This is a genomic window from Paeniglutamicibacter sp. NPDC091659 (assembly GCF_044756805.1).
Classification (GTDB): domain Bacteria; phylum Actinomycetota; class Actinomycetes; order Actinomycetales; family Micrococcaceae; genus Paeniglutamicibacter.
In genome coordinates this window covers 37,185-61,425 of sequence record NZ_JBIVTO010000010.1, presented here as the reverse complement: position 1 = coordinate 61,425, position 24,241 = coordinate 37,185, and the positions used below count along the sequence as shown (strand labels likewise).

Annotated in this window: 20 protein-coding genes and 1 riboswitch; of the genes, 11 read left to right on the top strand and 9 right to left on the bottom strand. The window is 63.7% G+C overall.

All coding sequences use genetic code 11. The features are described from left to right. The first annotated feature begins 21 nt into the window (after positions 1-21). Positions 22-870, top strand: a complete 849-nt coding sequence (locus tag ACIQLF_RS16940; protein WP_400300922.1) for a universal stress protein — start codon at positions 22-24, stop codon at positions 868-870. 598 nt (positions 871-1,468) lie between these two features. On the opposite strand, the gene ACIQLF_RS16935 is transcribed toward ACIQLF_RS16940, so the two are convergent. Then, on the bottom strand, positions 1,469-1,705 hold the full coding sequence (locus tag ACIQLF_RS16935) for a hypothetical protein (RefSeq protein WP_400301180.1): 237 nt from the start codon (positions 1,703-1,705) through the stop codon (positions 1,469-1,471). 557 nt (positions 1,706-2,262) lie between these two features. On the opposite strand from ACIQLF_RS16935, the gene ACIQLF_RS16930 reads away from it, so the two are divergent. Together ACIQLF_RS16930 and ACIQLF_RS16925 are read left to right on the top strand one after the other, a co-directional pair. Next, the gene (locus ACIQLF_RS16930) at positions 2,263-3,624 is read left to right on the top strand and encodes a hemolysin family protein (RefSeq protein WP_400300920.1); all 1,362 of its coding nucleotides are present in this window, start codon (positions 2,263-2,265) and stop codon (positions 3,622-3,624) included. Then, entirely contained in the window at positions 3,617-4,657 is a 1,041-nt protein-coding gene (locus ACIQLF_RS16925; RefSeq protein ID WP_400300918.1) for a hemolysin family protein, read from the top strand. Before ACIQLF_RS16930 ends, ACIQLF_RS16925 begins: the two co-directional genes overlap by 8 nt. A 742-nt stretch (positions 4,658-5,399) precedes the next feature. On the opposite strand, the gene ACIQLF_RS16920 is transcribed toward ACIQLF_RS16925, so the two are convergent. The 3 genes from ACIQLF_RS16920 to ACIQLF_RS16910 form a co-directional block, all read right to left on the bottom strand. Further along, positions 5,400-6,701: a hemolysin family protein gene (locus tag ACIQLF_RS16920; protein WP_400300915.1), complete on the bottom strand. Its 1,302-nt coding sequence runs from the start codon at positions 6,699-6,701 to the stop codon at positions 5,400-5,402. 451 nt (positions 6,702-7,152) lie between these two features. Next, entirely contained in the window at positions 7,153-7,275 is a 123-nt protein-coding gene (locus ACIQLF_RS16915; protein ID WP_400300912.1) for a hypothetical protein, read from the bottom strand. A gap of 187 nt (positions 7,276-7,462) precedes the next feature. Then, the gene (locus ACIQLF_RS16910; protein WP_400300909.1) at positions 7,463-10,792 is read right to left on the bottom strand and encodes an SNF2-related protein; all 3,330 of its coding nucleotides are present in this window, start codon (positions 10,790-10,792) and stop codon (positions 7,463-7,465) included. Positions 10,793-11,024: 232 nt separating this feature from the next. On the opposite strand from ACIQLF_RS16910, the gene ACIQLF_RS16905 reads away from it, so the two are divergent. Together ACIQLF_RS16905 and ACIQLF_RS16900 are read left to right on the top strand one after the other, a co-directional pair. Beyond that, positions 11,025-12,230, top strand: coding sequence for an LOG family protein (locus ACIQLF_RS16905; RefSeq protein ID WP_400300907.1), 1,206 nt, complete (start codon positions 11,025-11,027; stop codon positions 12,228-12,230). Continuing rightward, the gene (locus ACIQLF_RS16900; protein WP_400300904.1) at positions 12,227-13,180 is read left to right on the top strand and encodes an ROK family protein; all 954 of its coding nucleotides are present in this window, start codon (positions 12,227-12,229) and stop codon (positions 13,178-13,180) included. Before ACIQLF_RS16905 ends, ACIQLF_RS16900 begins: the two co-directional genes overlap by 4 nt. A 102-nt stretch (positions 13,181-13,282) precedes the next feature. Here the strand turns inward: ACIQLF_RS16900 and ACIQLF_RS16895 are convergent, their stop codons facing one another. From ACIQLF_RS16895 to ACIQLF_RS16880, 4 genes are all read right to left on the bottom strand, one after another. After that, complete coding sequence (locus ACIQLF_RS16895) at positions 13,283-14,386, bottom strand: VIT1/CCC1 transporter family protein (protein WP_400300901.1); 1,104 nt, start codon at positions 14,384-14,386, stop codon at positions 13,283-13,285. A 228-nt stretch (positions 14,387-14,614) separates the two neighbouring features. Beyond that, positions 14,615-14,887, bottom strand: a complete 273-nt coding sequence (locus ACIQLF_RS16890) for a hypothetical protein (protein ID WP_400300898.1) — start codon at positions 14,885-14,887, stop codon at positions 14,615-14,617. Between the two features lie 20 nt (positions 14,888-14,907). Continuing rightward, a riboswitch (SAM riboswitch) is annotated at positions 14,908-15,017 on the bottom strand. A 12-nt stretch (positions 15,018-15,029) separates the two neighbouring features. After that, positions 15,030-15,608, bottom strand: coding sequence for a DinB family protein (locus ACIQLF_RS16885; protein ID WP_400300895.1), 579 nt, complete (start codon positions 15,606-15,608; stop codon positions 15,030-15,032). A gap of 129 nt (positions 15,609-15,737) precedes the next feature. Continuing rightward, positions 15,738-17,261 carry a sodium:solute symporter gene (locus ACIQLF_RS16880; protein ID WP_400300893.1) on the bottom strand — a complete coding sequence of 508 codons (1,524 nt, stop codon included), beginning with the start codon at positions 17,259-17,261 and terminating at the stop codon, positions 15,738-15,740. 157 nt (positions 17,262-17,418) lie between these two features. On the opposite strand from ACIQLF_RS16880, the gene ACIQLF_RS16875 reads away from it, so the two are divergent. Beyond that, positions 17,419-17,994, top strand: a complete 576-nt coding sequence (locus ACIQLF_RS16875; protein ID WP_400300891.1) for a cupin domain-containing protein — start codon at positions 17,419-17,421, stop codon at positions 17,992-17,994. Positions 17,995-18,036: 42 nt separating this feature from the next. Here the strand turns inward: ACIQLF_RS16875 and ACIQLF_RS16870 are convergent, their stop codons facing one another. Then, entirely contained in the window at positions 18,037-19,848 is a 1,812-nt protein-coding gene (locus tag ACIQLF_RS16870) for an amino acid transporter (protein WP_400301177.1), read from the bottom strand. Between the two features lie 329 nt (positions 19,849-20,177). Between ACIQLF_RS16870 and ACIQLF_RS16865 the strand changes: the two genes are divergently transcribed. The 5 genes from ACIQLF_RS16865 to ACIQLF_RS16845 all read left to right on the top strand — a co-directional run bounded on the left by ACIQLF_RS16865 (position 20,178) and on the right by ACIQLF_RS16845 (position 24,207). After that, the gene (locus tag ACIQLF_RS16865; protein WP_400300889.1) at positions 20,178-20,603 is read left to right on the top strand and encodes a hypothetical protein; all 426 of its coding nucleotides are present in this window, start codon (positions 20,178-20,180) and stop codon (positions 20,601-20,603) included. A gap of 58 nt (positions 20,604-20,661) precedes the next feature. Then, the gene (locus tag ACIQLF_RS16860; RefSeq protein ID WP_400300886.1) at positions 20,662-21,120 is read left to right on the top strand and encodes a hypothetical protein; all 459 of its coding nucleotides are present in this window, start codon (positions 20,662-20,664) and stop codon (positions 21,118-21,120) included. Continuing rightward, positions 21,104-21,400, top strand: a complete 297-nt coding sequence (locus ACIQLF_RS16855; protein WP_400300883.1) for a transcriptional regulator — start codon at positions 21,104-21,106, stop codon at positions 21,398-21,400. The genes ACIQLF_RS16860 and ACIQLF_RS16855 overlap by 17 nt, the downstream gene beginning before the upstream one ends. Positions 21,401-21,538: 138 nt before the next feature. Next, positions 21,539-22,528 carry an agmatinase gene (gene speB / locus ACIQLF_RS16850; protein ID WP_400300880.1) on the top strand — a complete coding sequence of 330 codons (990 nt, stop codon included), beginning with the start codon at positions 21,539-21,541 and terminating at the stop codon, positions 22,526-22,528. Then, positions 22,525-24,207: a thiamine pyrophosphate-binding protein gene (locus ACIQLF_RS16845; RefSeq protein WP_400300877.1), complete on the top strand. Its 1,683-nt coding sequence runs from the start codon at positions 22,525-22,527 to the stop codon at positions 24,205-24,207. The genes speB and ACIQLF_RS16845 overlap by 4 nt, the downstream gene beginning before the upstream one ends. Positions 24,208-24,241 lie beyond the last annotated feature (34 nt).

The window sequence follows — 24,241 nt, the reverse complement described above, 5'->3', positions numbered from 1 at the left end:
TCTTCCACTACCATGATGGCTATGGAGAACGTGGTTCTCGTCGGAGTGGATGGTTCGCCCGAAAGTCGGGGCGCAGCCAGCTGGGCCTTGCATGAAGCCGAAGTACGGCAGTGGCCAGTTTGGTTTGCCTATGTCTTTCCGAAACCCACGATTGCAGACCCCGCTGTTGACTCGGCCTATTTGCGGGCCTCGCATCGCACAGCTCAACTAATCTTCGATGAACTGGAAGCCGAAGCGAAAGCGCGAGGCATACAAGTCCAAAGCGTTGCGCTGCCAGGACGCGCCAACGAAGTGTTGGTGAAACTTTCGAACGACGCCGGACTGAATGTAGTAGGACGAAGGTCCCATTCTGGTTTCAGTGCCCGGCTAGGAAGTGTCTCCTCGGCGCTGGCAGCACACTCTCGATGCCCCACTGCCGTCATCCCCCATGGCTGGGGGCGCCGCCCTGCCGGTCAAGTTACAGGTAACGGGCCATCCGCATCCGCGGGACAGATCGTTGCCGCGGTCGAACCGGGCCCGGGGGCGTTGAATGTGCTCTCCGCTGCGGCGGGTCTTGCGCAGCGCGACAGCATTTCTTTGAGAGTGGTGAGTGTCGCTTCCAACCAGCACGAGGAAGCAGGGGATTCTTCCTTGTCCGAGCTTCTTGCCCAAGTCGAAAAGCAATATCACGGGCTGGAATGCAGTGTTCATTTCTTGTCAGGAAAACCGGCCACTGAGATCGCTCACGCCGCCCGAGATGCGGTCCTCCTCGTTGTCGGCACGCGGGGATTCGGCGGCCTGTCTGGCTTCATGCACGGTTCGGTCAGCCAAGCGTTGTTGCGACAAATGGCATCACCAATGCTTGTGGTGCCGAACAGCATCCCTGATTAACGCCGATGCGATCCATGCCGCTCAGGCGATATCCCTGCAAGCCATTGTCGAAGTGGGGATGTCCTCGGTGGCACGGCTTTCGGCCCGGGACGCGCCATATCGAGGGCCAACGGACAGCGTCCATCGCCCACACCCACGGTCCCACTGCGCATCCGTCGGCACAGGCACGAGGGCGCCAAAGCGCGGTGTCCATGGGCCGGAGAACTTGGTGACCGCATGGGTTTTGCTGGGTACAGTTGTTCTTCCCATTTGAGCCAATGCGTTGTTAGTTGCGGTCGAATTTGCTTTTCTAACCGTCAATATCAATACCGTGCGTGCGGCTGGTGAATCCGGTAGCAAGCGCGCCATCGTGCTGGCATGGTCCCTCAAAAAAGACTGCCGCACAACTGGGTGTTACTGTTTGTTCCCTGTTGATCGGTGCCGGGGGTGAACCGGCGCTCTGGCTTGTGAGCCAGGGTGCCAACCTGGTAGTGCGTTGGATTTTCAAGGTTCAGCCGCGCGATGAGGTTGTCTCGGCGTTCACTTCCGAGAAGGTCCGAGGGCTCATCGATGAATCCGGTCGGGAGGGATTGTTGGATGGGGGACGAGATTGCGTTGCTCACCGGCGCCTTGAACTTCGAGGGCTTGACCGCAGCCGATGTGGCCATTCCCGCAGATCAGCTGCGTACCGTTTCCCGTCTCCGTCACCGTCTCCGTCACCGTCTCCGTCACCGTCTCCGTCACCGTCTCCGTCACCGTCACCGCCACCGTCTCCGTCACCGTCTCCGTCACCGTCACCGTCTCCGAGTTGGAGCAGCTGTGCGTGGAAACATGCTGCTCCCGCTTTCCGGCGCATGGCGATGACGGAACCACGGTTGGGGTCGGTATGCGTCAAGGACATGCGCTCAGCCTCCGCCCGACACCGCTGCGAAACTCTCCCGCAGGGTTCGATCCACCCACTGGTTTCGGTGCTGAAAGATGCGAAGCTGCGCCCGCTGATGCATAAAATGCAGTAGCACAACGATCATTTGGCGCTCATTGAAGGCGTCATAGATCTCGGAGGTGGCATTGAGTGGTGGCCCTCGAAGATGTCCTGGAGGAGCTGGTCGGTGATACTAGGGACGCAACCTCCAGTTGGGGGAAAACACCCAACGAAAACGGTTCTTCGTTTCAACGGCGACGTTCAACTTCAAGCGCGGGCCTCACTGCGACAGGACTGAAGCCGCACCGCCAACCACTGGGCCTGGCCGCTGGCCTCGTGCCTCATGCTTCCAGACGATGGGGAAGCTCACAGAAAGTAATCATCCCGATCGGATAGAGTGTGTTCCACTATGGATGACCCCCCTTCCCACATGCCCTGGCCCCTCACTCAACACATCGGTACACCGGTAATCGTGGGAGAGGGGCGCCCGAATGTATGAATGGATCATGATCGGTATCGGTCTTGTCCTCACGGTTGGCACCGGCTTGTTCGTTGCCTCCGAATTTGCGTTGGTCAATCTGGACCGACACGATCTTGAAGCCCGACAGGAACGCGGTGAAAAGCGACTCGGTCCGACGATCAAGGCGCTCAAGATCACCTCGACGCACCTTTCCAGCGCACAACTCGGCATCACCCTGACCACCCTGCTCACCGGCTACACCTTCGAACCCGCCATCAGCTCACTTCTGCGAGAACCACTGCTTTCCGCCGGAATCAGCGAGTCCCTTGTCCCAGTCATTGGGGCCGTGATCGGTATCTTTATTGCCACAGTCTTCTCGATGGTCATCGGTGAGCTGGTGCCAAAAAACTTTGCACTGGCACTCCCGCTGGCCACCGCCAAGATCGTTATTCCCTTCCAGGCTCTTTTCACCACGGTGTTCAAGCCGGTCATTCTGCTGTTCAACAACACCGCCAATCGGATCATCCGTTCCTTCGGCATCGAGCCCAAGGAAGAACTCTCAGGTGCCCGAAGCGCCGAGGAGCTCAGTTCACTGGTTCGACGTTCAGCCCTCGAAGGCATGCTGGACCTGGACCATGCCACGTTGCTTCACCGAACACTTCGCTTCTCGGAGCACTGTGCGGCGGATGTCATGACCCCGCGAGTTCGCATGATGGCGGTCAATGCCACCGATACAGCGGAAGGGATCGTCAAGCTCGCCACCATGACGGGCTACTCGCGTTTTCCCGTCATTGGCAAGGACCGCGACGACATTCTGGGTGTGCTGCACGTCAAACAGGCATTCGCCGTTCCTCTGGGCGAACGCGACCAGGTGCTCGCTTCGTCACTGATGATCGAACCACTCATGATCCCCGAATCCATGGGTGTCGACTCACTGTTGGGCCTGCTGCGCAAGCACGGGCTCCAGGTGGCCATCGTCTCCGATGAACATGGCGGAACCGCCGGAATCGTCACCCTCGAAGATCTCGTGGAAGAAATCGTCGGCGAACTTGAAGATGAGCACGACCGGGCACGCGTTGGAGTCGTCCGCACCGGACGATCCACTACCTTCGACGCTGCGCTTCGACCCGACGAACTCCTGGACCGCACGGGAATCAAGGTTCCCGACGGAGAGGAGTATGACACCCTAGCCGGTTTCGTCACCGACCAGCTCGACAGGATCCCGGAATTGGGTGACGAAGTACCACTTGAAGACGGAACCCTCAGGGTCGAACGCGTCCTCGGCACACACGTCGAGCGTCTGAAATTCACCCCTGCCGAAACAGCAGAAACACCCAACAGCCCACACGACCGGATCAGTGACGACCTCACCCAGGAGCTAACCCATGAGTGAATACCTCCCCGGAATCATCTGGCTCGTCGTACTTCTGATCGTCAACGCCTTCTTTGTGGGTGCCGAATTCGCGGTCATTTCAGCTCGCCGCTCACAGATCGAGCCGAAGGCTGAAGCCGGGAGCAAGGCGGCCAAGACCACCTTGTGGGCCATGGAACACGCCACGTTGATGCTGGCCACCAGCCAGCTCGGCATCACAGTGTGTTCCCTCGTCATCTTGAACGTCTCGGAGCCGGCGATCCACCATCTGCTGGAAATCCCGTTGGGACTCACCTCGCTGTCGGCGGAAGCGATCGGCATCATCGCCTTCATCACCGCCCTTCTGTTGGTGACGTTCCTGCACGTGGTGATCGGCGAGATGGTTCCGAAGAATATTTCATTCTCCGTTCCGACACGTGCGGCACTGATTCTTGCCCCACCGTTGGTGTTTGTTGCACGGATCTTCAAGCCGGTCATTTGGACCTTGAACGGCATTGCCAATGGCATCCTGCGGTTGTTCAAGGTGGAGCCCAAGGACGAAGCCACGAGCGCATACACCCTCGATGAAGTGGCAAACATCGTGGAACAGTCCACCCGCGATGGAGTTCTCACGGACGCCAGCGGCACCCTGACCAAGGCCTTCGAATTTACCTCAAAAACCGTTGCCGACGTGGAGGTTCCCATTGGCGAAATGGTGTTGCTTCCTCAGGATTCATCTCCCGCCGATATCCAGCGCGCCGTCGCCAAACATGGCTACTCCCGCTACATCCTGACCAACCAGGACAGCGAGCCGGCCGGCTACCTGCATCTGAAGGACGTCATGGATCTGACCTCGGCCGAGCAGTTCGAGGAGCCAGTCCCGGCAAAACGAATCCGCAAATTGGCTTCCACGTTCAGCGGCAGCGAACTGGAAGACGCCTTGGCTGCCATGCGCCGCACGGGCGCACACGTTGCCCGCGTTTTCGACGAAAAGGGATCCACCACCGGGGTGCTCTTCCTGGAGGACATCATCGAGGAACTCGTCGGTGAAGTGCAGGACGCAACGAGCGCCTAAACCGGGGTCGATGCCTTCTCCGCTGGCGCTCTGAAGCACAAAGGGTGCGGCTCCCTGTGAGCCGCACCCTTTTCCTATTGCACCCCGAATCAGTCCTTCCTGAAAGCCGTCCTTGACTTCCTCGTCGGCCTGCTTCAAATCCAACGTGGCGTGGTAGCCCTGCCCTCGGCCTTAAGGCTCTCATCACCGGTCGTTTCTCCGGTGGTCTCCTTGCCCCACCTCCATGCTTCTCCTCGGCGCTACTGATCTTGCCTCCAAACCCATGGTGTCTATCCCGACGTTCAGGACTCTGCCGGCCCCGGGACCGGAAAGATTAGAGCGTGTCGGACCCCGCAGTCGTTCTTGGCCCCATCCTGGAACTGATGACCTGGATGGGGTTTGTCCCCGTGATTCTGCTGCTCATCACGGGTTGGATCGTTGCCAAGCGTCGCTGCCAGCGGACCAGCACAACTGCCGGGGTCTTCGATTCAGGCAGATATAAAGATTCCACTGGTCCGAAAGCGGAAACACACTGCACCTATCCCTGTGCGCCCTCAGGGAACCTAGCTCTGGATGTCGGAACCCGAGTGGAGCTCCATTGCGACCTGTGCCACCCCGCCCAGTGGAGCCCGGGGCCGCCCCGGAACGACAACCCTGCCATGGCCATCGGCCGGATTCTCACCGTGGCGGGAATCGTGTGCACCGTGGCTGGATTCATTCTGATGATGCCCTGTCACTGGCCCGTCCATGCGCCTTGAATCGCTCAAAGTTGCTCCGGCTGTCCGTTCACGGGCATCACCCGGATCCGGGCAATGCGCAGCCGGTCCATAGCGGTCACCGTCAGCACGTGGCCCGAGACCTCCACCCGGTCCCCGGTGTGGGGCAGGCGGCCCAAACGATCCATGACGAACCCGGCGACCGTCTCGTAGTGGCCGTCCGGCAGCGTTATGCCGGACGCCGACTCAAACTCTTGCAGGATCAGGCCGCCATCGACCTCGAGCGACCCATTACCCACGCTGGTCCGGTCCTCGTGATCGGCCCCGGTGTCGTACTCGTCATAGATTTCACCGACCAGTTCCTCGACCAGGTCTTCCAGGGTGACGATGCCGTCCGTTCCCCCGTATTCGTCCACCACCAGCGCCATGTGCTGGCCCAGCCTGCGCATCCGGGACAGCGAAAGCAGCACCTTGTTCGTTCCCGGCAGTGGAAGGATCTCACGAACAATGTCCTTCACCATCCGAGTATCATGCTTTTCGCCCCGTGGCATCAGGTCACGGATGTGGACGAAACCAAGGACGTCATCCGGGCTCCCGTCAATCACGGGATATCGTGAATGTGGTCCGTTCATGACCATGCTGCGTGCGGCCTCGATACCCAGGTTGCCGTCGATGAAGGTCACCTCGGTGCGGGGTCGCATGACCTCCTGCAGCGAACGGTCCCCGGCCCCGAACACGTCGGTCAGGATGCGGCGGCTGTGTCCCTCGAGTATGTCGCTCTCGGCAACCATGTCCCAGAGTTCCTCGAAGCTGACGCTCTCCTGTTTTACGTTGGGATCACCGCCAAACAGCCTGACCAGCGCATTGGTTGAAACGGACAACAGCCAGATGACGGGCCGCATGATTTTCGAAAGGATGATCAACGGCGGGGCCATGACCATGGCGAAACCAACGGCAGACTGCATCGCCAGCCTCTTGGGCACCAGCTCGCCCAGCACCAGGGATAGGTAGGCTACCAGCAGCGTCATGCCGATGAAGGACACCGGTTCGGCCGCGGACCCCAATCCCAGACCTTCCAGGAGGGGTTCCACGTCGGGGGCAATCGTGGAAGCGCCATAGGCGGCCGAGAAAAACCCCGAAAGCGTCACGCCAACCTGGACGGTTGAGAGGAATCGGTTCGGGTTCCGGGCCAACGCGGCTGTCCTGGCCCCGCCCCTTCCCGCCTTTTCAAGCTGGCGGACCTGACTCTCGCGGAGGGAAACCAGCGCCATTTCCGTACCGGCGAAGACGCCCCCCAACAGCACAAAGAAGAGAACCAACAAGAAATTGACCAAGGTTCCGCTGTCCATGAACCGACTTTACCGAACTGACGGCACATAACCATGGCGAGATGGACGATGGCGCCGGCGACCAGGATCACGCGAACTTGTCCTGCTGCCAGATTATTGGTGGGGGAATATCGCAGTGGGGGAACGGCAAATGCGTAAACCGGCATCGGCTTTTTCGTGACTGTTGATGCTCGTTTGGAGGTTGGCCGTGCATGCGAGTGTTTGATGTCGGTGTTTTTGTAGCGTTCCTTGTCGCGTCGTTGTTTTCCGACGACCCGATCGACGCTTTTCGCGGCGTTCTCATCAGCGGCAACCGATCAGCACCACCTTGACCAATGAAAGATCACCGAGAAGGAACGTCAACAGTCAAAAACATCAATGGTTCGAGGACAAATCCGGCGTGGCAACCCACGAATCACACCGGTGGACCCGCCTCCGATTCCTGCCGGGTTCCCTTGACAGGCCGCCAGACTCAGGAGGATACAGCGACGCCGTAGACCGCAAAGACCGCGAGGTGCGTTGCGCCGTGCATCGCGGTCACCGACAGCATCAACGTGACGCCCGGGAGTAACAGGTTGATCGGAGACTCTGCCAACACGACGTCCTTCCCGGTGAGGAATCCGACGACGAGGACGGCCAGAATGGTCAGGCCAACAGCGGAGACCAGCGCAGCATGCCAGTCATTGCTGACACGCTGAACCTCACCCCGCAGCGCCGCAGGCGCCGAGGTGATCGACTCTGGGTACTATGCAGAATTCTGCATAGTACCCAACCCGTGTATATCAGCGCAGCAGTTCGCGGATGTCGTCCGCGTTGAGCACCTTGCCGAACCCGGCGCCCTCGTCCATGACCGAGGAAATCAGCTGGCGCTTGGAATCCTGCAGCGCCACCACCTTTTCCTCGATGGTGTTCTTGGCGACCATCCGGTAGACCATCACGTTGCGCGTCTGCCCGATGCGGTGGGCACGGTCGACGGCCTGGGATTCCGCGGCGGGGTTCCACCACGGGTCCAGCAGGAAGCAGTAGTCGGCCTCGGTCAGGTTCAGCCCGAAGCCGCCGGCCTTCAGCGAGATCAGGAACACCGGCGCGGCACCGGACTTGAACGAGTCGATGACCTCGGCGCGCTTGCGGGTGGATCCGTCAAGGTAGGCGTACGGGGTGCCCGCCTCCTCCAACCGGTCCGCGGCCTTCTTCAGGAAGGACGTGAACTGGGAGAAGATCAGCGCGCGGTGGCCCTCCGCGATGACGTCCTCGAGCTGTTCGAAGAGCACGTCGAGCTTCGCGCTGGAGATGTTCGCGTACTCGTCGTCCACCAGGGAGGCGTCCAGCGAAAGCATGCGCAAGAGGGTCAGCGACTGGAAGATCGTAAAGCGGTTCTTGTCCATGTCGTCGACCAGGCGCAGCACCTTCTGGCGCTCGCGCTGCAGGTGCGTGTCGTAGATCTTGCGGTGCTGCGGGGACAGCTCCACGTGCAGCACCTGCTCCTGCTTCGGCGGCAGGTCAGTGACGACCGCGTCCTTGGTGCGGCGCAGCATGAACGGGCGGATCCGCCGGCGCAGCCGCGACAGCGGTTCGTCGAGTCCCTGGCGTTCGATCGGGCGCTGGTAGTTTTCCGCGAAGCGCACGGCGGAGGGGAACAGGCCCGGGGAAACGATGGCGAAGATCGACCACAGCTCCATCAGGTTGTTTTCCATCGGGGTGCCGGTGATGGCCAGCTTGAAGCGGGCGGGCATGTCCCGGGCCACGTGGTGGGCCTTGGTCGCCTTGTTCTTCACGAACTGGGCCTCGTCGAGGATCAACCCCGCCCACGCGACGTCCGCGTACGCGTCCGCGTCCAGGCGCAGCAAGGTGTAGGACGTGACGACGATGTCGTAGTCCCTGGCGAGCTGGGCCAACGTCGCGTTGGCGCGGGTCTCGGTGTCGGTGATCGCCGCGACCTTCAGGCTCGGCGCAAAGCGTGCCGCCTCGTCCTTCCAGTTGGACACCACGGAGGTCGGTGCGACCACCAGGAACGGTGCGCGCCGGGTTGCGTCCTGCGGCAGGTCCGGGTGGTCCTGCGGGTTCGCCCAGATCTGGTGGGCGTGCAGGATCAGCGCCAGGGTCTGCAGGGTCTTGCCCAGGCCCATGTCATCGGCCAGCACGCCGCCCAGGCCGTTGCGCCACAGGGTGCTCAGCCAGCCGAAGCCCTCCACCTGGTAGGGGCGCAGCGTGGCATTGAGCGTGTCCGGCAGTTGCGCCGGGGCGGAGTCCTTGAGGTTCAGCAGCGCTCCGAGCGAACTCGCCCACGCGTCGGGCCCCTCGATGTGGACAGCCAGGGCATCGAGCTCTTCCCAGAGGGAGAGCTGGTACTGGGTGATGGAAAGGTCAGCGTCCTTGTCCTTCATGTCACGCAGTGCCCCGGCCTCCGCAACGAGGTCGCGCAGCTTCTCAAAGAGCGGGTTGTCCAGCGAGAAGTAGCTCCGGTCCGGCATCAGCAGCTTGGTCTGGCCGTTGGAGAGGGCACGCAACACGTCGGCGAAGGGGATCTGGCGGTCGCCGATGGAGATCAGCAGGCCAAGGTCGAACCAGTCGCGCCGGTCCGATTCGACGGTGGTGATGGTCAGTTCGGGGGCCTCGGTGAGTTCGTGGAAGACGGGGCGGACGCCCTTTTCCTCGATCACCAACCCGTCGAGGTTCTCCAGTTCCGGCAGCGTGCGCCGGACGAAGTCGATGACGTCGAGGCCCTGCAGGTGCTTGGGGCCAAGGACCGCCGATTCCAGGGCGGGGAAGTCGTTGAGGATTTCCAGGGCCGCGGACTCCAGGGCGCTTTCCACCACGGTGTCGCGGTCCTCGGCCTCGACGACCAGGCCGTTGTAGTCGAAGACCCAGTCCAGTTCCACGTTGTCGCGCGAGCCGTAGCGGATCTTCGTGACAAGCTTCGGGGGCAGCACCGCGGGCAGGTCGACGCTGGCGTCGGGGCTGGTGACGCGCAGCTTGCGGGCCAGCCGAGGGTACACCCGGGAGAAGAACTCTTCCGATTCCTTTTCCGGAACCGTGACGGGGTCCGGGTGGTGCAGCATGACAAGTTCGCTGGCCGAGAGCCCGCCGGGCACCCGTCCCAGGAAGATCTGGTTGTGGTCGTCGCTGGCTGCATACACGCCGTGGTTGCCGATGGCGCCGGCGGCGGTGTCGGCATCAAGGTCGACGCGCACGTCCCCGATCAGCAGGCTGGGGGCCAGCTCGATGCCCTCGGGTGTGGTGGTGGCCCCCAGGGAGACGTGGGCCGGTTCCAGGAGCGTGATCCGGGTGTTGGTCTTGGTGCCGATCAGTGCCACGCCGAGCTTCTTCGCCTCGGCCAGCAGCGGCCAGAGCAGCGAGGAAGAGAACTCGTCGAGGTACAGCCAGTCGTTGTCCTCGCCGAAGTAGAGTTGCCCGTTGGCGCGGTAAAGCGGCACGAACTGGCAGAACCAGCGGTGCTGCTCGGCATCCAGGTTCAACCCGTAGGTCTTGAAGCTGATGGTGTTCCAGCGCAGGTTTCCGCGCACCCAGCGCTCCGCGCCGGTGCGGACCATGGGGCGCACGCCCAGACGCCACCTGCGGTTGGCAACCTTCTGCTGTCCCACGCCGGAGCCCGGGGCCCACTGCTGGTGGGCGCTGAGCGTGGTGTCCTGCAACTCGAATTGCAGACCCATGTGGGCCAGCGGGTTCTTGGAGCTCGCCGAGGAGAGGCTCTTAGGTGCGGCGGCGGGCGTGAGCAATTGCTGAAGCGACTGCTGCCAGGCCGGGACGCTGACGGTGGCGCTGCGGAACACCACGTCCTTGGCGCGCAGGTGCAAGGTGTTGGAATAGATCAGCAGCGCCGCAACGTGCTTGCACTTGGGCGCATCCCCGCAGGGGCACTCGCCCTCGTCGATGAGCCAGGCTTCCTTTTTGAAGACCAGGGTGATCCCCACCGAATAGGTCGGGTTCTCATCCTCGCTGACCTGTCCGGCGAGCACCGCTGAGTCGGGGTCCCAGGTGATATCGCTCATTGAGGCATCGGTGGCAAGCACCTTGCCACGGGTAAAGGCGGCACCACCAACGACGCGCAGGATTTCACGCGCATCGACCATGGGGAAAGCAGAATCGGTCATCCTCCCATCGTTTCACGTTCCGGGGCCAGAGGACGAACCGGTGGCAGTGTTGTGCGCATTATTCGTGGTGCGTGTTAATCACCATGGCGCCCGTCCGCGGCGGAGAAAGTCCACGTCTTCCGGGGGAGCCGGCACATCCCGCCGGCATTGGCCAAGGGCGCGTCGGGGACTTCACACGTCAATTCGGCCTAGAATCGCCATCCGGGACAAAGAAAGAAACGAGGTTGGTTCCATGAACAGCACACCCGCCTTGACCCCGCTGCCGCGAGTGATCGAGATTGCCTCGCTGCGTGACTTTGACAGGCATGCCACCTCGGCGCTCGCCATCGAGGGAGGACGCCTCGCCGCGTCGATGCACGGGTGGCACGTCCAATCCGTCGACCTGCGCGGACGCAGCACGGTGCTGGAGAAATTGCGCCCCTCGGGATCCGTCTTCCTGGGCTGTTACCTCGAGGGGAAGATCGAGCGGCGCCTGCGCGGCGGCGGGGCCTTGGTCTTCCCGGAAATCCCCGGGCTGCCCTTCGACGCCTATCGCGGGGAACTCTACAGCTGGGACGAGCTGTACGCGGGAATCCTTGAAGGGTCCTACGAATCGGTGCCGGACGCCAGGATCTACGCGTGGAGTTTCCACCGGTTGGGCGCCGGAGCCCACGATGCGTTGAACGCGGCACTGGCCAGCACGCTGCACGACCACGCCATCGGGTCCCGGCTCGACTCCCAGATCCGGGAGGGCGACCTTTCCTACGCGCCGCTGGTCGGCGTGATGGGCGGGCACGCGCAACAACGCGGAGGTGACGATTTCAGGACCGCAGCACGGCTGGGGCACGCGCTCGCCGAGGCCGGGTTCATCGTGGCCACCGGTGGGGGGCCCGGGGCCATGGAAGCAGCGAACCTGGGGGCCTACCTTTCGGCCTTTCCGCTGTCCACGCTGGACGAGGCGCTGGGAATGCTGGCCGTCGAGCCGAGCTTTGCCACCTCGATCACCGGGTGGGCCCGCGCCGCGGCCAGGGTGCGCAACAGGTGGCCGTCGGGAACGGCGAACCTGGGGATCCCCACCTGGTTCTACGGGCATGAACCGCCGAACATGTTCGCCACCCACATTGCCAAGTACTTTGCCAACGCCACCCGCGAGGCGGTGCTGTTGGAGAAATGCTCGGGCGGCATCGTCTTCCTTCCCGGTGCCGCCGGGACCGTGCAGGAAATCTTCCAGGACGCCTGCGAGAACTACTACGGCGCCGCCGGCCGCATCCGGCCCATGGTGCTGGTGGGCATCGACCACTGGACGAAGACGCTGCCCGCCTACCCGTTGCTGGAGGAACTGGCGCGCGGCCGGCACATGGGCCGGCTGATCCACCTGGTCGACGATCCGGCCGAGGCGGCCAGCATCCTGGTGGGCCTCAACGACGGCGGCATTTCCGGGGTGCGCGGGCTGGCATGAGCGCCTACGCGATCGGCATAGACATCGGCGGCACGAAGATCGCCGCGGGGCTGGTGGACGGGAACGGCACGGTCCTGGTCAGGGGCCGGCGCCCGACCCCGGGCTTCGACCCGGCTGCGGTCCTTGCCGCGGTGTGCGACCTGGTCCGGGAGCTTGGCCCCGGCGGCGCGGACGCCGTGGTGGGAGTGGGGGCCGCCGGGTGGATGGACACCACCGGCAGCACCGTGGTGTTCTCCCCGCACCTGTCCTGGCGCGACGAACCCCTGCGCCGGAACCTCGAACGGGCGCTGGGCCGGGACGTGCTGTTGAGCAACGACGCGGATGCGGCGGGCTGGGCCGAGTACCGCTTCGGCGCGGCGCGCGGCGAGGACAACATGGTGTGCCTGACGCTCGGCACCGGGATCGGCGGTTCGGTCGTGCTGGACGGGAAGCTCCGGCGCGGGCGCTTTGGCATGGCGGGGGAGTTCGGGCACCAGGTCCTGGTGCCGGGCGGCCACCGATGCGCCTGCGGCAACCGGGGCTGCTGGGAACAATACGCCTCCGGCAACGCGCTGGCCCGCGAGGGCCGCAGCCTGCTGGCCGTGCACGGGCCGGTGGCCAAGGTGTTGCGCGAGGCAGCGGGCAACGACCCGCACGCGGTCACCGGGGAGCTGGTGAATTCCCTGGCCGTCGCCGGGGACGAAGCCTGCATCGAGCTCGTGGTAGAGGCGGGGCAGTGGCTGGGCCTGGGCCTGGCCAACCTCGCGGCGGTGCTGGATCCGGGCATCATGGTGATCGGCGGGGGCCTGGGTTCCGCCTCCCCGCTGCTGCTGGAGACGGCCGAACAGGCCTACCGCGGCTCGCTCAGCGGCCGCGGCTACCGGCCTTTTGCCCGGGTGGTCGGCGCGGCCCTGGGCCCGGATGCGGGCCTGGTGGGCGCTGCCGACCTGGCCCGGAACGCACTGGGGTAGACGGGCGTTCGAACCGGCGAACAACCGACCACCCGGACATGAAAATGGCCGGCAGGCCCGTTTTCACGGGGCCGCCGGCCAGTTTCATTGCTGCGCCTGGCGTCAGGCGACGGTGCCGCCGAAGAGCAGGCCGAGCGCGTAGGTGATTCCCGCCGCGCCCAGGCCGATGGCCAGCTGGCGCAGGCCGCGCTTGGTCGGGGAGGCTCCGGAGAGCAACCCGACGACTCCGCCGGTGACGAGCAGCGCGATGCCGACCAGCACGGCGGAGAGCATGATGGCGGGGGTGCCGCTCATGCCGAAGATGAAGGGCAGGATCGGGATGACGGCGCCGGAGGCGAAGAAGCAGAAGGACGACGATGCGGCGCCCACGGCCGAACCGATTTCCTCGTGTTCGATTTCCTCTTCCTCCACTTCGCGTTCGGGCCACAGGGAGAGCGTGGGGTTGCAGTCGCAGGAGTACAGGCCCATGCGTTCGGCCGCGCGGTGCGCGGCGTCCTCGTCGCTCATGCCGCGGGCCTTGTAGACCAGCACCAGCTCGTTGGCGTCGAGGTCGAGGTCCGGGGCTGCGGACAGGGTGATCTGCGTGGGCTTGGAAGCGGAGAGCAGCTCGCGTTGGGAACGCACGGAGACGAATTCGCCGGCGGCCATCGACAAGGCGCCGGCCAGGAGGCCGGCAATGCCGGAGAAGAGCACCAGGGAGCTGGCCACGCCCGTGGCGCCGATGCCCATGACCAGGGCGAGGTTGGAGACCAGGCCGTCGTTCGCGCCGAACACCGCGGCACGGAAGTTGCCCGAAAGCCTGTTGCGCCCGCGCGTTGCCAGGCCGCGCACGACCTCCTCGTGGACCAGCTCGTCGGCGGCCATTTGGCGGGTGGCGTCGGTGTCCGCGGCGTAGGGGGAGTCGCCCTCGGCTCGCTGGGCCAGTGCCAGCACAAAGACGGAACCGAAGTGGCGGGCCAGGACACGCAGCATCGTGCGGCGCAGCGTGGGACGGGTGGCCTTCTCCGCGTGGTCGCCGAGCAGGTTGCGCCAGTGTTCCTCGTGGCGGGTTTCGGCGTCGGCCAGGCCCAGCAGGATGGCGCGTTCCTCGCCGGTGCGCTTGTTGGCAAGTTCGCGGTAGACCGCGCCCTCGGCGATTTCGTCGGCCAGATACTTGCGCCAGCGTTTGATTTGGGCGTGAGTGGGGGTTGGCGCTTGTGGCGTCATGTCTCGTCCTCGGTCGGTGTCCATGGCGGGTGAGGCCATGCGATGGGGAGGAACAAGCAAAGTTTTTGGGTGCGTTGAACCTCGGGCCACCGTGGTGGGCCGAAGGTCTCGTTCGCCTCAAAGAAATCCGCCGGATTTCCGCGAGGTGGTTTGCCGGGCCGCAACTTTGCGGCCAGTATGTCGACGCACCGCCGCCACCGTGAATGGTGGACTCGGAACTACTCCCCTTCAGCGAACAACTTTAGCCTTCGGGCGGGCTTCAGAGAATTCGACGAGGCTAAAAATGTGTGTCCGGCCTGCGGTGTTTCCGGTGACCGGGGTTCGGATCAACAAACTCGACGACGCCGCGTCCCAACGCGGGGCTGCAACGGCGTCGGCCAGTGCGCGGGAGACGGCGGGCGCGTCGTCGACATGGAAGCTGCGCCAGGAACCGTGCAGGTTCAAGTCGATGACGGCGCGGTGGAGGTCAAAGAGGGGAAGTACGGGGACGGAGTGTTCCATGGCGGCAGCGGCCGGCCTTTCACTAGCTCTTGCCGCCGCCTTGTGGCACCGGCCGCTTCTTCATCCGAACCACCCATGAACCTGGGGTTGGTGCGCGGCCAGTCGGAGCTTGGCGCCGCATCTCGTGAAGCTGGTCACCACACTATCGCGACTCGGCCGCGAGCTGAATTTTTTGGTACAAATCAGTCCACGCTTTCGCGTCATAATCGGGCAAATTGGGGGAAATGCGACGATCCCCGGAGCTGCCGTCAATGAGTTCGCGCACGATGTCGATGTGACCGGCATGGCGGGCGGTCTCCACGTTCATGTGGATGAGCAGTCGGCCGATCGTGGTGTTCCGTTTCTCCGCTGCCCACCACGGGACCGTTGCCGGGGCATCGAGCGGCAATGCCTCGATGTTCCGGTTGGCCGAGTCGATGGCGCTGCGGTAGAAATCGAGGATGTCCGCGCTGGGGACGTCCGCCGGAACCCACATGTCGTAGTCGGAGTCCTCGCTCTGGCTCAAGGCAATGAAGCGCGGATGTTCGACGGTCTGTCCGGGGCATTCCACGAAGTACCCGAGTTCCACGCAGGCCAGGTGCTGGATGAGGCCCAGGATGTTGGTTCCGCTGGGCATCAGGGGCCGGGTCAGGTCGTAGTCGCCCAGTCCCTCGGCCTTCCACAGCACGGCTTCGCGGGAAGCGTTGAGGTACGTGAGCAGGTGGTTTTTCAGATCGTCCATGGGCAATAGCCTAGGAGCGGGAATGCCCCACTGGCTAGGTGCGCAACGCCCCTTGCATGACAACGGGCCCCGCCGAATATGCATCCAAGGACGCGTATCCGGCAGGGCCCGTTCGAGCGCCCGGAGGGGCTACTTTGCGATTGACTCGACTTCGATGCCCTCGACGTCGCCTTCGCCGGCGACGCGGGAGTTCCAGCCGTCGATGACTGCGGTCGCGGTGGGCCGCGTGGCAAGTGAAACGACAACGTAAACGATGGCCGAGGCGATCAGGCCGTAGTAGATCGGTTCGTTGGCGTAGATTCCGTCAAAGCGGTTCTCGGCCTGGATTTCCAGGACGATCATGGTGCCCAGCGTGACGACGGTTCCGGCTGCCATCGACGCTGCTGCGCCAATGCCGTTGCCGCGCTTCCACATCAGGCCGCCGATGATTGCCACCAGCAGGCCGCCGACAAGGATGTCGTAGGCGATGGTTAGGGCCGCGACCACGTCGGAGACCATGATGGCCAGGAGGATGGCCACGAGGCCCAGGATCAATACCCAGATGCGGTTGGCGCGCACGTCGTGCTCGGGGTTCTCGTTCGAGTTGACCCGGATTTCCTTGCCGAACCAGCCGGCGACGAACGGGGTGACGTCGGTGCGGGCAACGGTTGCCGCGGCGATCAGTGCACCCGATGCGGTGGACATCATGGCGGCAACTGCCGCTGCGAGGACCAGACCGCCGACTGCCACCGGCAGAAGCTGGGTTGCGACCTCGGCGTAGACAACGTCCTTGCCGAGGTTGACGACATCGATGTCCGGCAGCGCCACGCGGGCGGCCAGGCCGATGATGGCGCCGGCGGCGCCGTAGAGCACGCAGTAGATGCCGGCTGTGGTGCCGCCCCAGCGGGCGACCTTCGGGGTCTTCGCGGTGAAGACGCGCTGCCAGATGTCCTGGCCGATCAGCAGGCCGAGGGTGTAGACCACGAAGTAGGTGATGATGGTCTGCACGCCAATGCCGTCCCAAGTGAAGAACTCGGCGCCGACACGTTCACGGATGCCGCCCATGCCGCCAGCGGCGTTCAAGGCAAACGGGAGCATCAGGAAGAAGATGCCGACGGTCTTGATGACAAACTGCACCTGGTCGGCCAGGGTGATCGACCACATGCCGCCGATGGTGGAGTAGATGACAACGATGATGCCGCCGATGGCGATGGCCATCCACTTTTCCCAGCCGAAGAGCACGACGAAGATGGTTGCGTAGGCGCTGGTGGAGGTCGCGCAGAGCATCAGCGTGTAGGCAAGCATGACGATGCCCGAGGTGTTGGTCGCCGACTTGCTGCCGTAGCGAAGCGTCAGCATCTGCGAGACGGTGAAGACCTTCAAGCGCTGAAGCGTCGGGGCGAAGACAAGTGAAAGCAGGATGACGCCGACGCCGATGGCGACCACCAGCCACATGCCGGAGACACCGAATTTGTAGCCAAGTCCCACGCCGCCGACGGTGGAGGCGCCGCCGAGGACAACGGCCGCCATGGTTCCGGTGTAGAGGAACGGGCCGAGGCGGCGGCCGGCAACGAGGTAGTCGCTGCTGTTCTTGGTGCGGGACTTGCCCCACCAGCCAAAGGCGAGCATGGCCGCCAGATAGACGGCCACGATAGTGCCATTGATGATTTCCATGGGAGTGAACCTTTGGGGAGAACGATGCGGGCAACAAGATTGGTGCCTGCAAGTAAACTTTTGTTGTCTCCTAGGCTAATGTGAGCTGACTTACACGTCAATTGCCCTAAGCTATGTAAACCCGACTTTTTTCTGAGCAGCCTGGAGTATCGAGCCCATGAAAGCCTTGCCCGTTGAGCCAAGCAATGCGGCCTTGGCCATTGGATCCCGACTTCGCAGCGTCCGTCAGGCACAGCGACTGACCATCGACCAGGTAGCCGAATCGACGGGGCTCACCAAGGGGTTTCTCTCACGCGTCGAACGCGACCTGACCAGCCCCTCGGTGGCATCGCTCGTCACCCTGTGCCAGGTTCTGTCACTTGACGTGGGGGAGCTGTTCGCCCAGCCTGACACCCATGTGGTCAGGCTGGCCGAGGCTCCGCGCATTTCGCTGGGTGGCGAGGGAATCGTCGAGCAGCTTGTCACCGCGCGCTCGGAGCGACGCCTCCAGGTGATTCGCGCGGTCATAGAGCCGCGGGGCGAGGGCGAAAAGGAACTGTATGCGGTGGACTGCGAAGTGGAAGTCCTCCACGTGATTTCCGGGCGCTTCGTGCTGATTTTCGCCAACGAACGCTTCGAACTGGATGCGGGGGACACCGTGACCTTCCCCGGCCGCGAACCGCACAGCTGGATCAACCCCACCGACGACCAGACCGTGGTGACCTGGACATTGGTGCCCGCGGCCTCGCGGTAACCCCACCGGGCCGCCCTGCGAGATTGCCCGCAGGGCACTGCTTTAGCCCACGTGCACCCAAGGGCGCTTGCTGATGGAAGGCTCCGCTTCGCGCAGGACTTCGCGGGTCAGCGGCGCGATCTCGCCCTGGCCGAGGAAGATGAAGCGCATCAGGTTGCGCACTGGATCACCTTCCGTCCAACGGAAGTAGATGTGCGGCATGATTCCGGTCTGGTCCCTGATGGCGATGCACGTGGCGGCGATGGCGGTCGGGACCGAAGGCGCCGAGGCCTGAAGGATCTGGTATCCGTGCCGGGTGACGCCCTGGACCGTGAGGTCCTGGGAGAAATCGGAGAAATCGGCGATCTTGATCTCGATGAAGATCACGGGTGAACCCTCGGGCAGGTGGCTTGCCATTTGCGCGTGGGCCAACTTGTGGCGGTAGCGCGCTGCGGACAGCCGCACCGGCTCGTGGGCAATGATGCGCACCATGTCGTCTTCGGCGGCCGACTTCACGATCGCCAGGGCGGCCTCGTCCAGGGTGACGGAGGTGGCACGCAATTCCGTGGAACGCCGGAAGCGCGAGAAGAAGGAAACCACGATGATGCCAAGGATGAAGAGCGCGGCAATGCGGATGCCGTCGGGGCGCTCAACCACGTTGGCCCCCGTGGTGTAGAGGAAGATCACCGAAGTGATTCCAAAGCCGATGGTGCGCCAGCGTTGCCCCTTGCGCTTGGCGGAGATGGTGACGGCGACTGCCGCCGAAGCCATGAGGACCAGCACACCGGTGGCGTAGGCGGCACCCTGCGCATCGACGCTGGCTTCGAACGCCAAGGTGATGACAATGGCGATACCGATAAGAACCAGCACCAAGGGGCGGATGGCGCGTGCCCATTCCGGGGCCATGCCGAAACGCGGCAGGTAGCGCGGGATGAGGTTGAGCATGCCGGCGAGTGCCGATGCGCCGGCGAACCACAGGATCAGGATCGTCGAGATGTCATAGATGCTGCCGAAGCCCTCACCCAGCATTTCGTGGGCCAGGAAGGACAGGGCGCGGCCGTTGGCTGCGCCGCCCGGCTGGAATTCCGGCGCCGGGATCAGCAAGGTGGTCACGATCGACGAGCAAACCAGGAAGACGCTCATGGTGAGTGCCGCGGTGAGCAGCAATTTCTTGGCGCCGGCAATGCGTCCTGCGGGCTTCTTCTCGGTGTCGCCCGGATTGGACCGGATCTGCGGCATGACGGCCACGCCGGTTTCGAAGCCCGAAAGGCCCAAGGCCAATTTCGGGAAGACCAAAAGCGCAATGGCGACCATCATCCACGGATTGCTGTGTTCCGCGGTGAGGTTGAGCCACCAGTGGTCGACCGGCGCGGGGTTTTGTGCCAGGGAGACGAATGCCGTGGCAATCACCACGACGTTAAGCGCCAGATAGACCGCGACAAGCGTCACGGCCAACCAGATGACCTCGTGGAACCCGCGCAGGAACAGGCCTCCAAGCAGCAGGATCAATACCAGGGTGATGGCCACCTGCTGCCCGTGGAACCATTCCGGGGTGAGCGGGTTTTCGATGATGTGTGCCGTGGCATCCGCCGAAGAGAGCGTGATGGTGATCATGAAGTCCGTTGCGGCGAACCCCAGCAGTACAAGGACGAACAGCTTGCCCTTCCAATGCGGGAGCAGGCGCTCGAGCATGGAGATGGACCCTTGGCCGTGCGGGGATTCCTGTGCCACCCTGCGGTACACCGGAAGCGCGGCGCAGAGTGTCACTGCCACCAGCATCAAGGTGGCTAGCGGTGCCAACGCTCCCGCGGCAAGGGCGGCGATGGCTGGCTGGTAGCCGAGGGTCGAGAAGTAGTCCAAGCCCGAAAGGCACATGACCTGCCACCAGCGATGACCGGTTGGCTTCGCCTCGGCGGTCGGGCCTTCCTCGTGTCCGACTTTGGTGTCGCTGAGCCACCGGGAAATCCTTGCGGTTCTATTCTTGATGGGGGTGGTCCTCACCAAATCGGATGAGCTCGCGTATTTATTCACGAGTGAGAACGCTACTCCTGATCGAATCAAATTGATCTAGCGATGCCGGAACAATTTTGGTGATTTGCGTGACACTGTCCACTTTGACATTCCCTGTGGGAAAAGCAACCATTTTTGTAGCGGAGTACTGGAGAATTCAATCTCTTGCCCGCCACCCGTGAAGGACAATGCTTGTGAGTTCCCTGCCCGAAGACCCCGCGCTGGCCATTTCCGAACCTAAACGTCTCTGGGCGCCGTGGTGGCTGGCCCTGGTTTTGGGTGTCGTCTGCGGCACCGCGTTGACATTCCTGCGTGCCCACAAGTCCTTTGTCGTCCCCGGCGCCATTGCGCTCGCCGGGTTGATCTTGATTGTCGGGATCGCCACGATTATTCGGCGGCAACGGCATGCCGAGGCGCTGGACCCGCCCGTATCAGCCAGCTATGTGGCATGGATGGCGGTTCTCATTTTCCTGGCCGGGCCGGTCCAGGTGTTCTTCCTGCCATCGAATCCGCAAGAGGTCATGCTTAAGGCGATTGTCTTGTCGGTGGGGCTATCGGTCGCCGTCTATGGTGCTGATCGTTCACTCTTTGGGAAGTTTGCCAAGCCCTCGATGGCTTGATGCTTGACTTTCCACTTTGGAAAGACAAGGCTTTCCGTAACGGAAAGTGAGGTTGCGCATGCCTGATGACACGCCTGAGCACTATCGTCCCCATGATGCCTTGGCTGAGGCCGAGAGGGTCGCCGAACGCTTGGTCGGTGCCACTCAAGTGCCCAAGAGCTTCCTCCTCGCAATGGCGGCGCTCGTTGCCACGCTTTTTTCGTTGTTCCACGTGGTGCCCATGTCGGTGTCGCTGAGCCTGTTGTTGCTGGCAATTCCCATGGGCGCCTGGTACTACCTGTTGATGCGTGCGCGGCCCAAGCCGCGCACAATGCTCAAGCATTCCGGACCCTATGTCGGCTATGCGCTGCTTCTTTCCCTGATATTCCAAGCCAGCCGCTTTTGGGAGGGGCTCCTGTGGTGGGAGGTTTCCGTCAAGTGGGTACTGACGTTTGCTCTCTCATGGTTCCTCCTGTCACGCCTGCTTGACGCGGAGGCGAACAGTCGCCTTAGGGACGCCAGTGAACACCCCTTCTAGCCCCGGCCTGTTCGATGAGCTGATCCACGCCCCTCTCCGTCTGCGAATTTGCGCAAGCCTCGCGCCTGTTCAATGGGCGGAATTTTCGCAGCTGCGGGATGCACTGGATGTCGCGGACTCGGTGCTCAGCAAGCATGTCAGGCAGCTCGCCGACGCCGGCTACGTCTCCATCGAAAAGTTTGCCAAGCTGGGCCGCAGTCATACGCGAGTTTCACTGACCCGTGACGGGCGCACTGCCTATGTCGGCCATGTGGCCGCCCTGCGGGAGATGCTCGCCTAGGAAAACCTCGTCAATTGCACCCCGGCCCTTGACTGTAAGCCGCACCACAAATAGCATACAGAGCAACTGTTGTTTCATATTGGACAACTTAAGGTCGTTGGCGTACCCGTCGAGGGCGCGATGTCGTGGAGGAAAGTCATGGAAGAAATCCGCATTGAAGAAAACGGTAACGTGGGGCCCATCGACGCCTCAAGGATCCCGCGATTCGCCGGACTCGGCACATATGCGCGCCTGCCTCGCATCGACCAGGTCCCCAACGCAGACATCAAGGTAATCGGCGTCCCCTTTGACGCCGGCGTCTCCTACCGCCCGGGCGCCCGATTCGGTTCCACGCACATCCGCGAATCCTCGCGCCTGCTGCGCCCGTACAACCCGGCATTGAACGTCTCGCCCTTCGCCCTGAGCCAGGTTGTCGACGCCGGTGACATGGCAGTGAACCCGTTCAACATCAACGAAGCGATCGAAACCATCCAGCAAAACGCGCTGGACCTGACCGCAGACGGCTCATCCCTGGTGACCCTGGGTGGCGACCACACGATTGCGCTGCCGCTGCTGCGCGCCGCATCCGAACGCGCCGGGGCACCTGTTGCCATGCTGCACTTCGACGCCCACCTGGACACCTGGGACACCTATTTCGGTGCCGAGTACACGCACGGCACACCGTTCCGCCGCGCCGTTGAAGAAGGCATCCTGGACACCGAGGCGATCTCCCACGTGGGTACCCGTGGCCCGCTCTACGGCAAGAAGGACCTCGAGGACGACAAGCGCTTCGGCTTCGGCATCGTCACCAGCTCCGACGTCTACTACCAGGGCGTCCGCGAAATCGTGGACAAGCTCCGCGACCGCATCGGCAACCGCCCCCTCTACATTTCGGTGGACATCGACGTGCTTGACCCGGCCCACGCTCCGGGCACCGGCACCCCCGAGGCCGGCGGCATCACCAGCCGCGAGTTGCTCGAGATCATCCGCGGCCTGCGCGGAATGAACATCGTGGGCGCGGACATCGTCGAGGTCGCACCAGCCTACGACCACGCCGAAATGACGGGCGTTGCCGCCTCCCACGTCGCCTACGACCTGATCTCGCTGATCTCCGACAAGCGCGCAAGCGACAAGAAGGAAAGCGAATGACCTCGGAGATTTCCGCCAACATGACCCACCGCAACGGCGGCGACCTCGTCATCGAAACGCTCGAGGCGCTCGGCGCCAAGACCGTCTTCGGCATCCCGGGCCAGCACGCCCTGGGGCTCTTTGACGCCTTGTCCCGTTCGGACCTGCACTTCGTTTCCTCCCGCGTGGAAAACAACTCGGCCTTCGCCGCCGACGGCTACTCTCGGGCAACCGGAGAGGTGGGCGTGCTCTTCCTGTCCACGGGTCCCGGCGCGCTGACCTCGCTCGCCGGCCTGCAGGAAGCCTACGCAACCGGCGTGCCGATCGTCGTGGTGGCCAGCCAGATTCCGCTGGACGGACTGGGCGCCCGACGCAAGGGCATGCTGCACCAGCTCGATGACCAGAAGGCCTCGGCCGCGAACGTCACCAAGTCCCAGCGCACCGTGCACCACGCCTCGGGGATCCCGTCGGCCATCCAGGACGCCTGGGCCGACGCCATCACCGTGCCGCAGGGCCCGGTCTGGGTCGAGGTGCCCCAGGACGTGCTGCTCGCACCGGTCTTGGTCCCGCCCGTCGTCGACGCGCTGGCCGAGGCCTACGAACACCCGCCGCGGGTGGAACTTGTCAACGAGGCGGTGCGCTGGCTTTCCGATGCCCGGCGCCCGGTCATCGTCGCCGGCGGCGGCGTCCGCCGAGCCCGCGCCGAGGCCGAGCTTTTGGCCGTCGCCGAGCTGCTGGGTGCCCCGGTCATTTGTTCCCCCGGCGGCAACGGCGCCTTCCCCTGGAACCACGAGCTTTCGCTGCAGTCGTGGGTCGAGGACCGGCACGCCACGGAGGTCCTCGAGGACGCCGACGTGCTCATCGTCGTCGGCTCTGCCTTGGGCGAGGTGACAAGCAACTACTTCACCCTTGAACCGCGCGGCCACCTGATCCAGATCGACGCGGAACCGCGCGTGCTCGAATCCAACCGCCCCGCCCTGGGCATCCGGGCCGACGCCAAGGTGGCGCTGGAGTACCTGCGCGATGCCCTCGTCAAGGTCGAGGGCGGCGTGAAGGCCGACTGGCACGGCAAAACCCCGCAGCAGGTGGTCGCCGAAACGCTGGCCAAGGTCACCGAACGCCTCGACTCGCAGGACCTGGCCAAGGAACGCAAGTTCATGGCCGACATCCGTGCAGCGGTTCCGGCCTCCATGCAGACGTTCTGGGACATGACCATCTCCGCCTACTGGGGCTGGAGCTGCTGGGATTCCAAGGACGGCCAGTTCCACTCGGCACAGGGTGCCGGCGGACTCGGCTACGGATACCCCTCGGCCATCGGCGGCGCTCTCGGCCTGCAGGTCGCGGGCGCCTCGGCCGCCGACGCACGCGTCCTCGCGGTGTCCGGCGACGGATCCTCGATGTACTCGATCGCCGAGCTGGCCACGGCCAAGCAGCACAACGCGCCGGTGACCTGGCTGATCGTCGATGACGGCGGCTACGGCATCCTGCGCGAATACATGGTCGGTGCGTTCGGCAAGGCAACCGCCACCGAACTGGCCCGCCCGGACTTCGTCGCACTGGCCGAGTCCTTCGGCGTCCCGGCACGCCTGGTGGACCACACCGACATCCGCGAGGCGCTCGAGGAAGCCTTCGCCGCCGAGGGCCCCAACGTGGTGGTCGTGCAGACATTGCTGAAGATGTTCGCGCCCACGCACCTGTAGGCGGACGGCCCTCAGCGGCGTGACGAGAAAACAG

What these genes read in the sequence shown, in the direction of transcription:
- ACIQLF_RS16860 (WP_400300886.1), top strand. Translation starts at nt 20,662, where the DNA reads ATGCCTGATGACACGCCTGAGCACTATCGTCCCCATGATGCCTTGGCT.
- ACIQLF_RS16925 (WP_400300918.1), top strand. Translation starts at nt 3,617, where the DNA reads ATGAGTGAATACCTCCCCGGAATCATCTGGCTCGTCGTACTTCTGATC.
- ACIQLF_RS16890 (WP_400300898.1), bottom strand. Translation starts at nt 14,887, where the DNA reads ATGGAACACTCCGTCCCCGTACTTCCCCTCTTTGACCTCCACCGCGCC.
- ACIQLF_RS16900 (WP_400300904.1), top strand. Translation starts at nt 12,227, where the DNA reads ATGAGCGCCTACGCGATCGGCATAGACATCGGCGGCACGAAGATCGCC.
- ACIQLF_RS16935 (WP_400301180.1), bottom strand. Translation starts at nt 1,705, where the DNA reads ATGCGCCGGAAAGCGGGAGCAGCATGTTTCCACGCACAGCTGCTCCAA.
- ACIQLF_RS16910 (WP_400300909.1), bottom strand. Translation starts at nt 10,792, where the DNA reads ATGACCGATTCTGCTTTCCCCATGGTCGATGCGCGTGAAATCCTGCGC.
- ACIQLF_RS16845 (WP_400300877.1), top strand. Translation starts at nt 22,525, where the DNA reads ATGACCTCGGAGATTTCCGCCAACATGACCCACCGCAACGGCGGCGAC.
- ACIQLF_RS16875 (WP_400300891.1), top strand. Translation starts at nt 17,419, where the DNA reads ATGAAAGCCTTGCCCGTTGAGCCAAGCAATGCGGCCTTGGCCATTGGA.
- ACIQLF_RS16870 (WP_400301177.1), bottom strand. Translation starts at nt 19,848, where the DNA reads ATGTGCCTTTCGGGCTTGGACTACTTCTCGACCCTCGGCTACCAGCCA.
- ACIQLF_RS16920 (WP_400300915.1), bottom strand. Translation starts at nt 6,701, where the DNA reads ATGGACAGCGGAACCTTGGTCAATTTCTTGTTGGTTCTCTTCTTTGTG.
- ACIQLF_RS16880 (WP_400300893.1), bottom strand. Translation starts at nt 17,261, where the DNA reads ATGGAAATCATCAATGGCACTATCGTGGCCGTCTATCTGGCGGCCATG.
- ACIQLF_RS16940 (WP_400300922.1), top strand. Translation starts at nt 22, where the DNA reads ATGGAGAACGTGGTTCTCGTCGGAGTGGATGGTTCGCCCGAAAGTCGG.
- speB (WP_400300880.1), top strand. Translation starts at nt 21,539, where the DNA reads ATGGAAGAAATCCGCATTGAAGAAAACGGTAACGTGGGGCCCATCGAC.
- ACIQLF_RS16930 (WP_400300920.1), top strand. Translation starts at nt 2,263, where the DNA reads ATGTATGAATGGATCATGATCGGTATCGGTCTTGTCCTCACGGTTGGC.
- ACIQLF_RS16905 (WP_400300907.1), top strand. Translation starts at nt 11,025, where the DNA reads ATGAACAGCACACCCGCCTTGACCCCGCTGCCGCGAGTGATCGAGATT.
- ACIQLF_RS16895 (WP_400300901.1), bottom strand. Translation starts at nt 14,386, where the DNA reads ATGACGCCACAAGCGCCAACCCCCACTCACGCCCAAATCAAACGCTGG.
- ACIQLF_RS16885 (WP_400300895.1), bottom strand. Translation starts at nt 15,608, where the DNA reads ATGGACGATCTGAAAAACCACCTGCTCACGTACCTCAACGCTTCCCGC.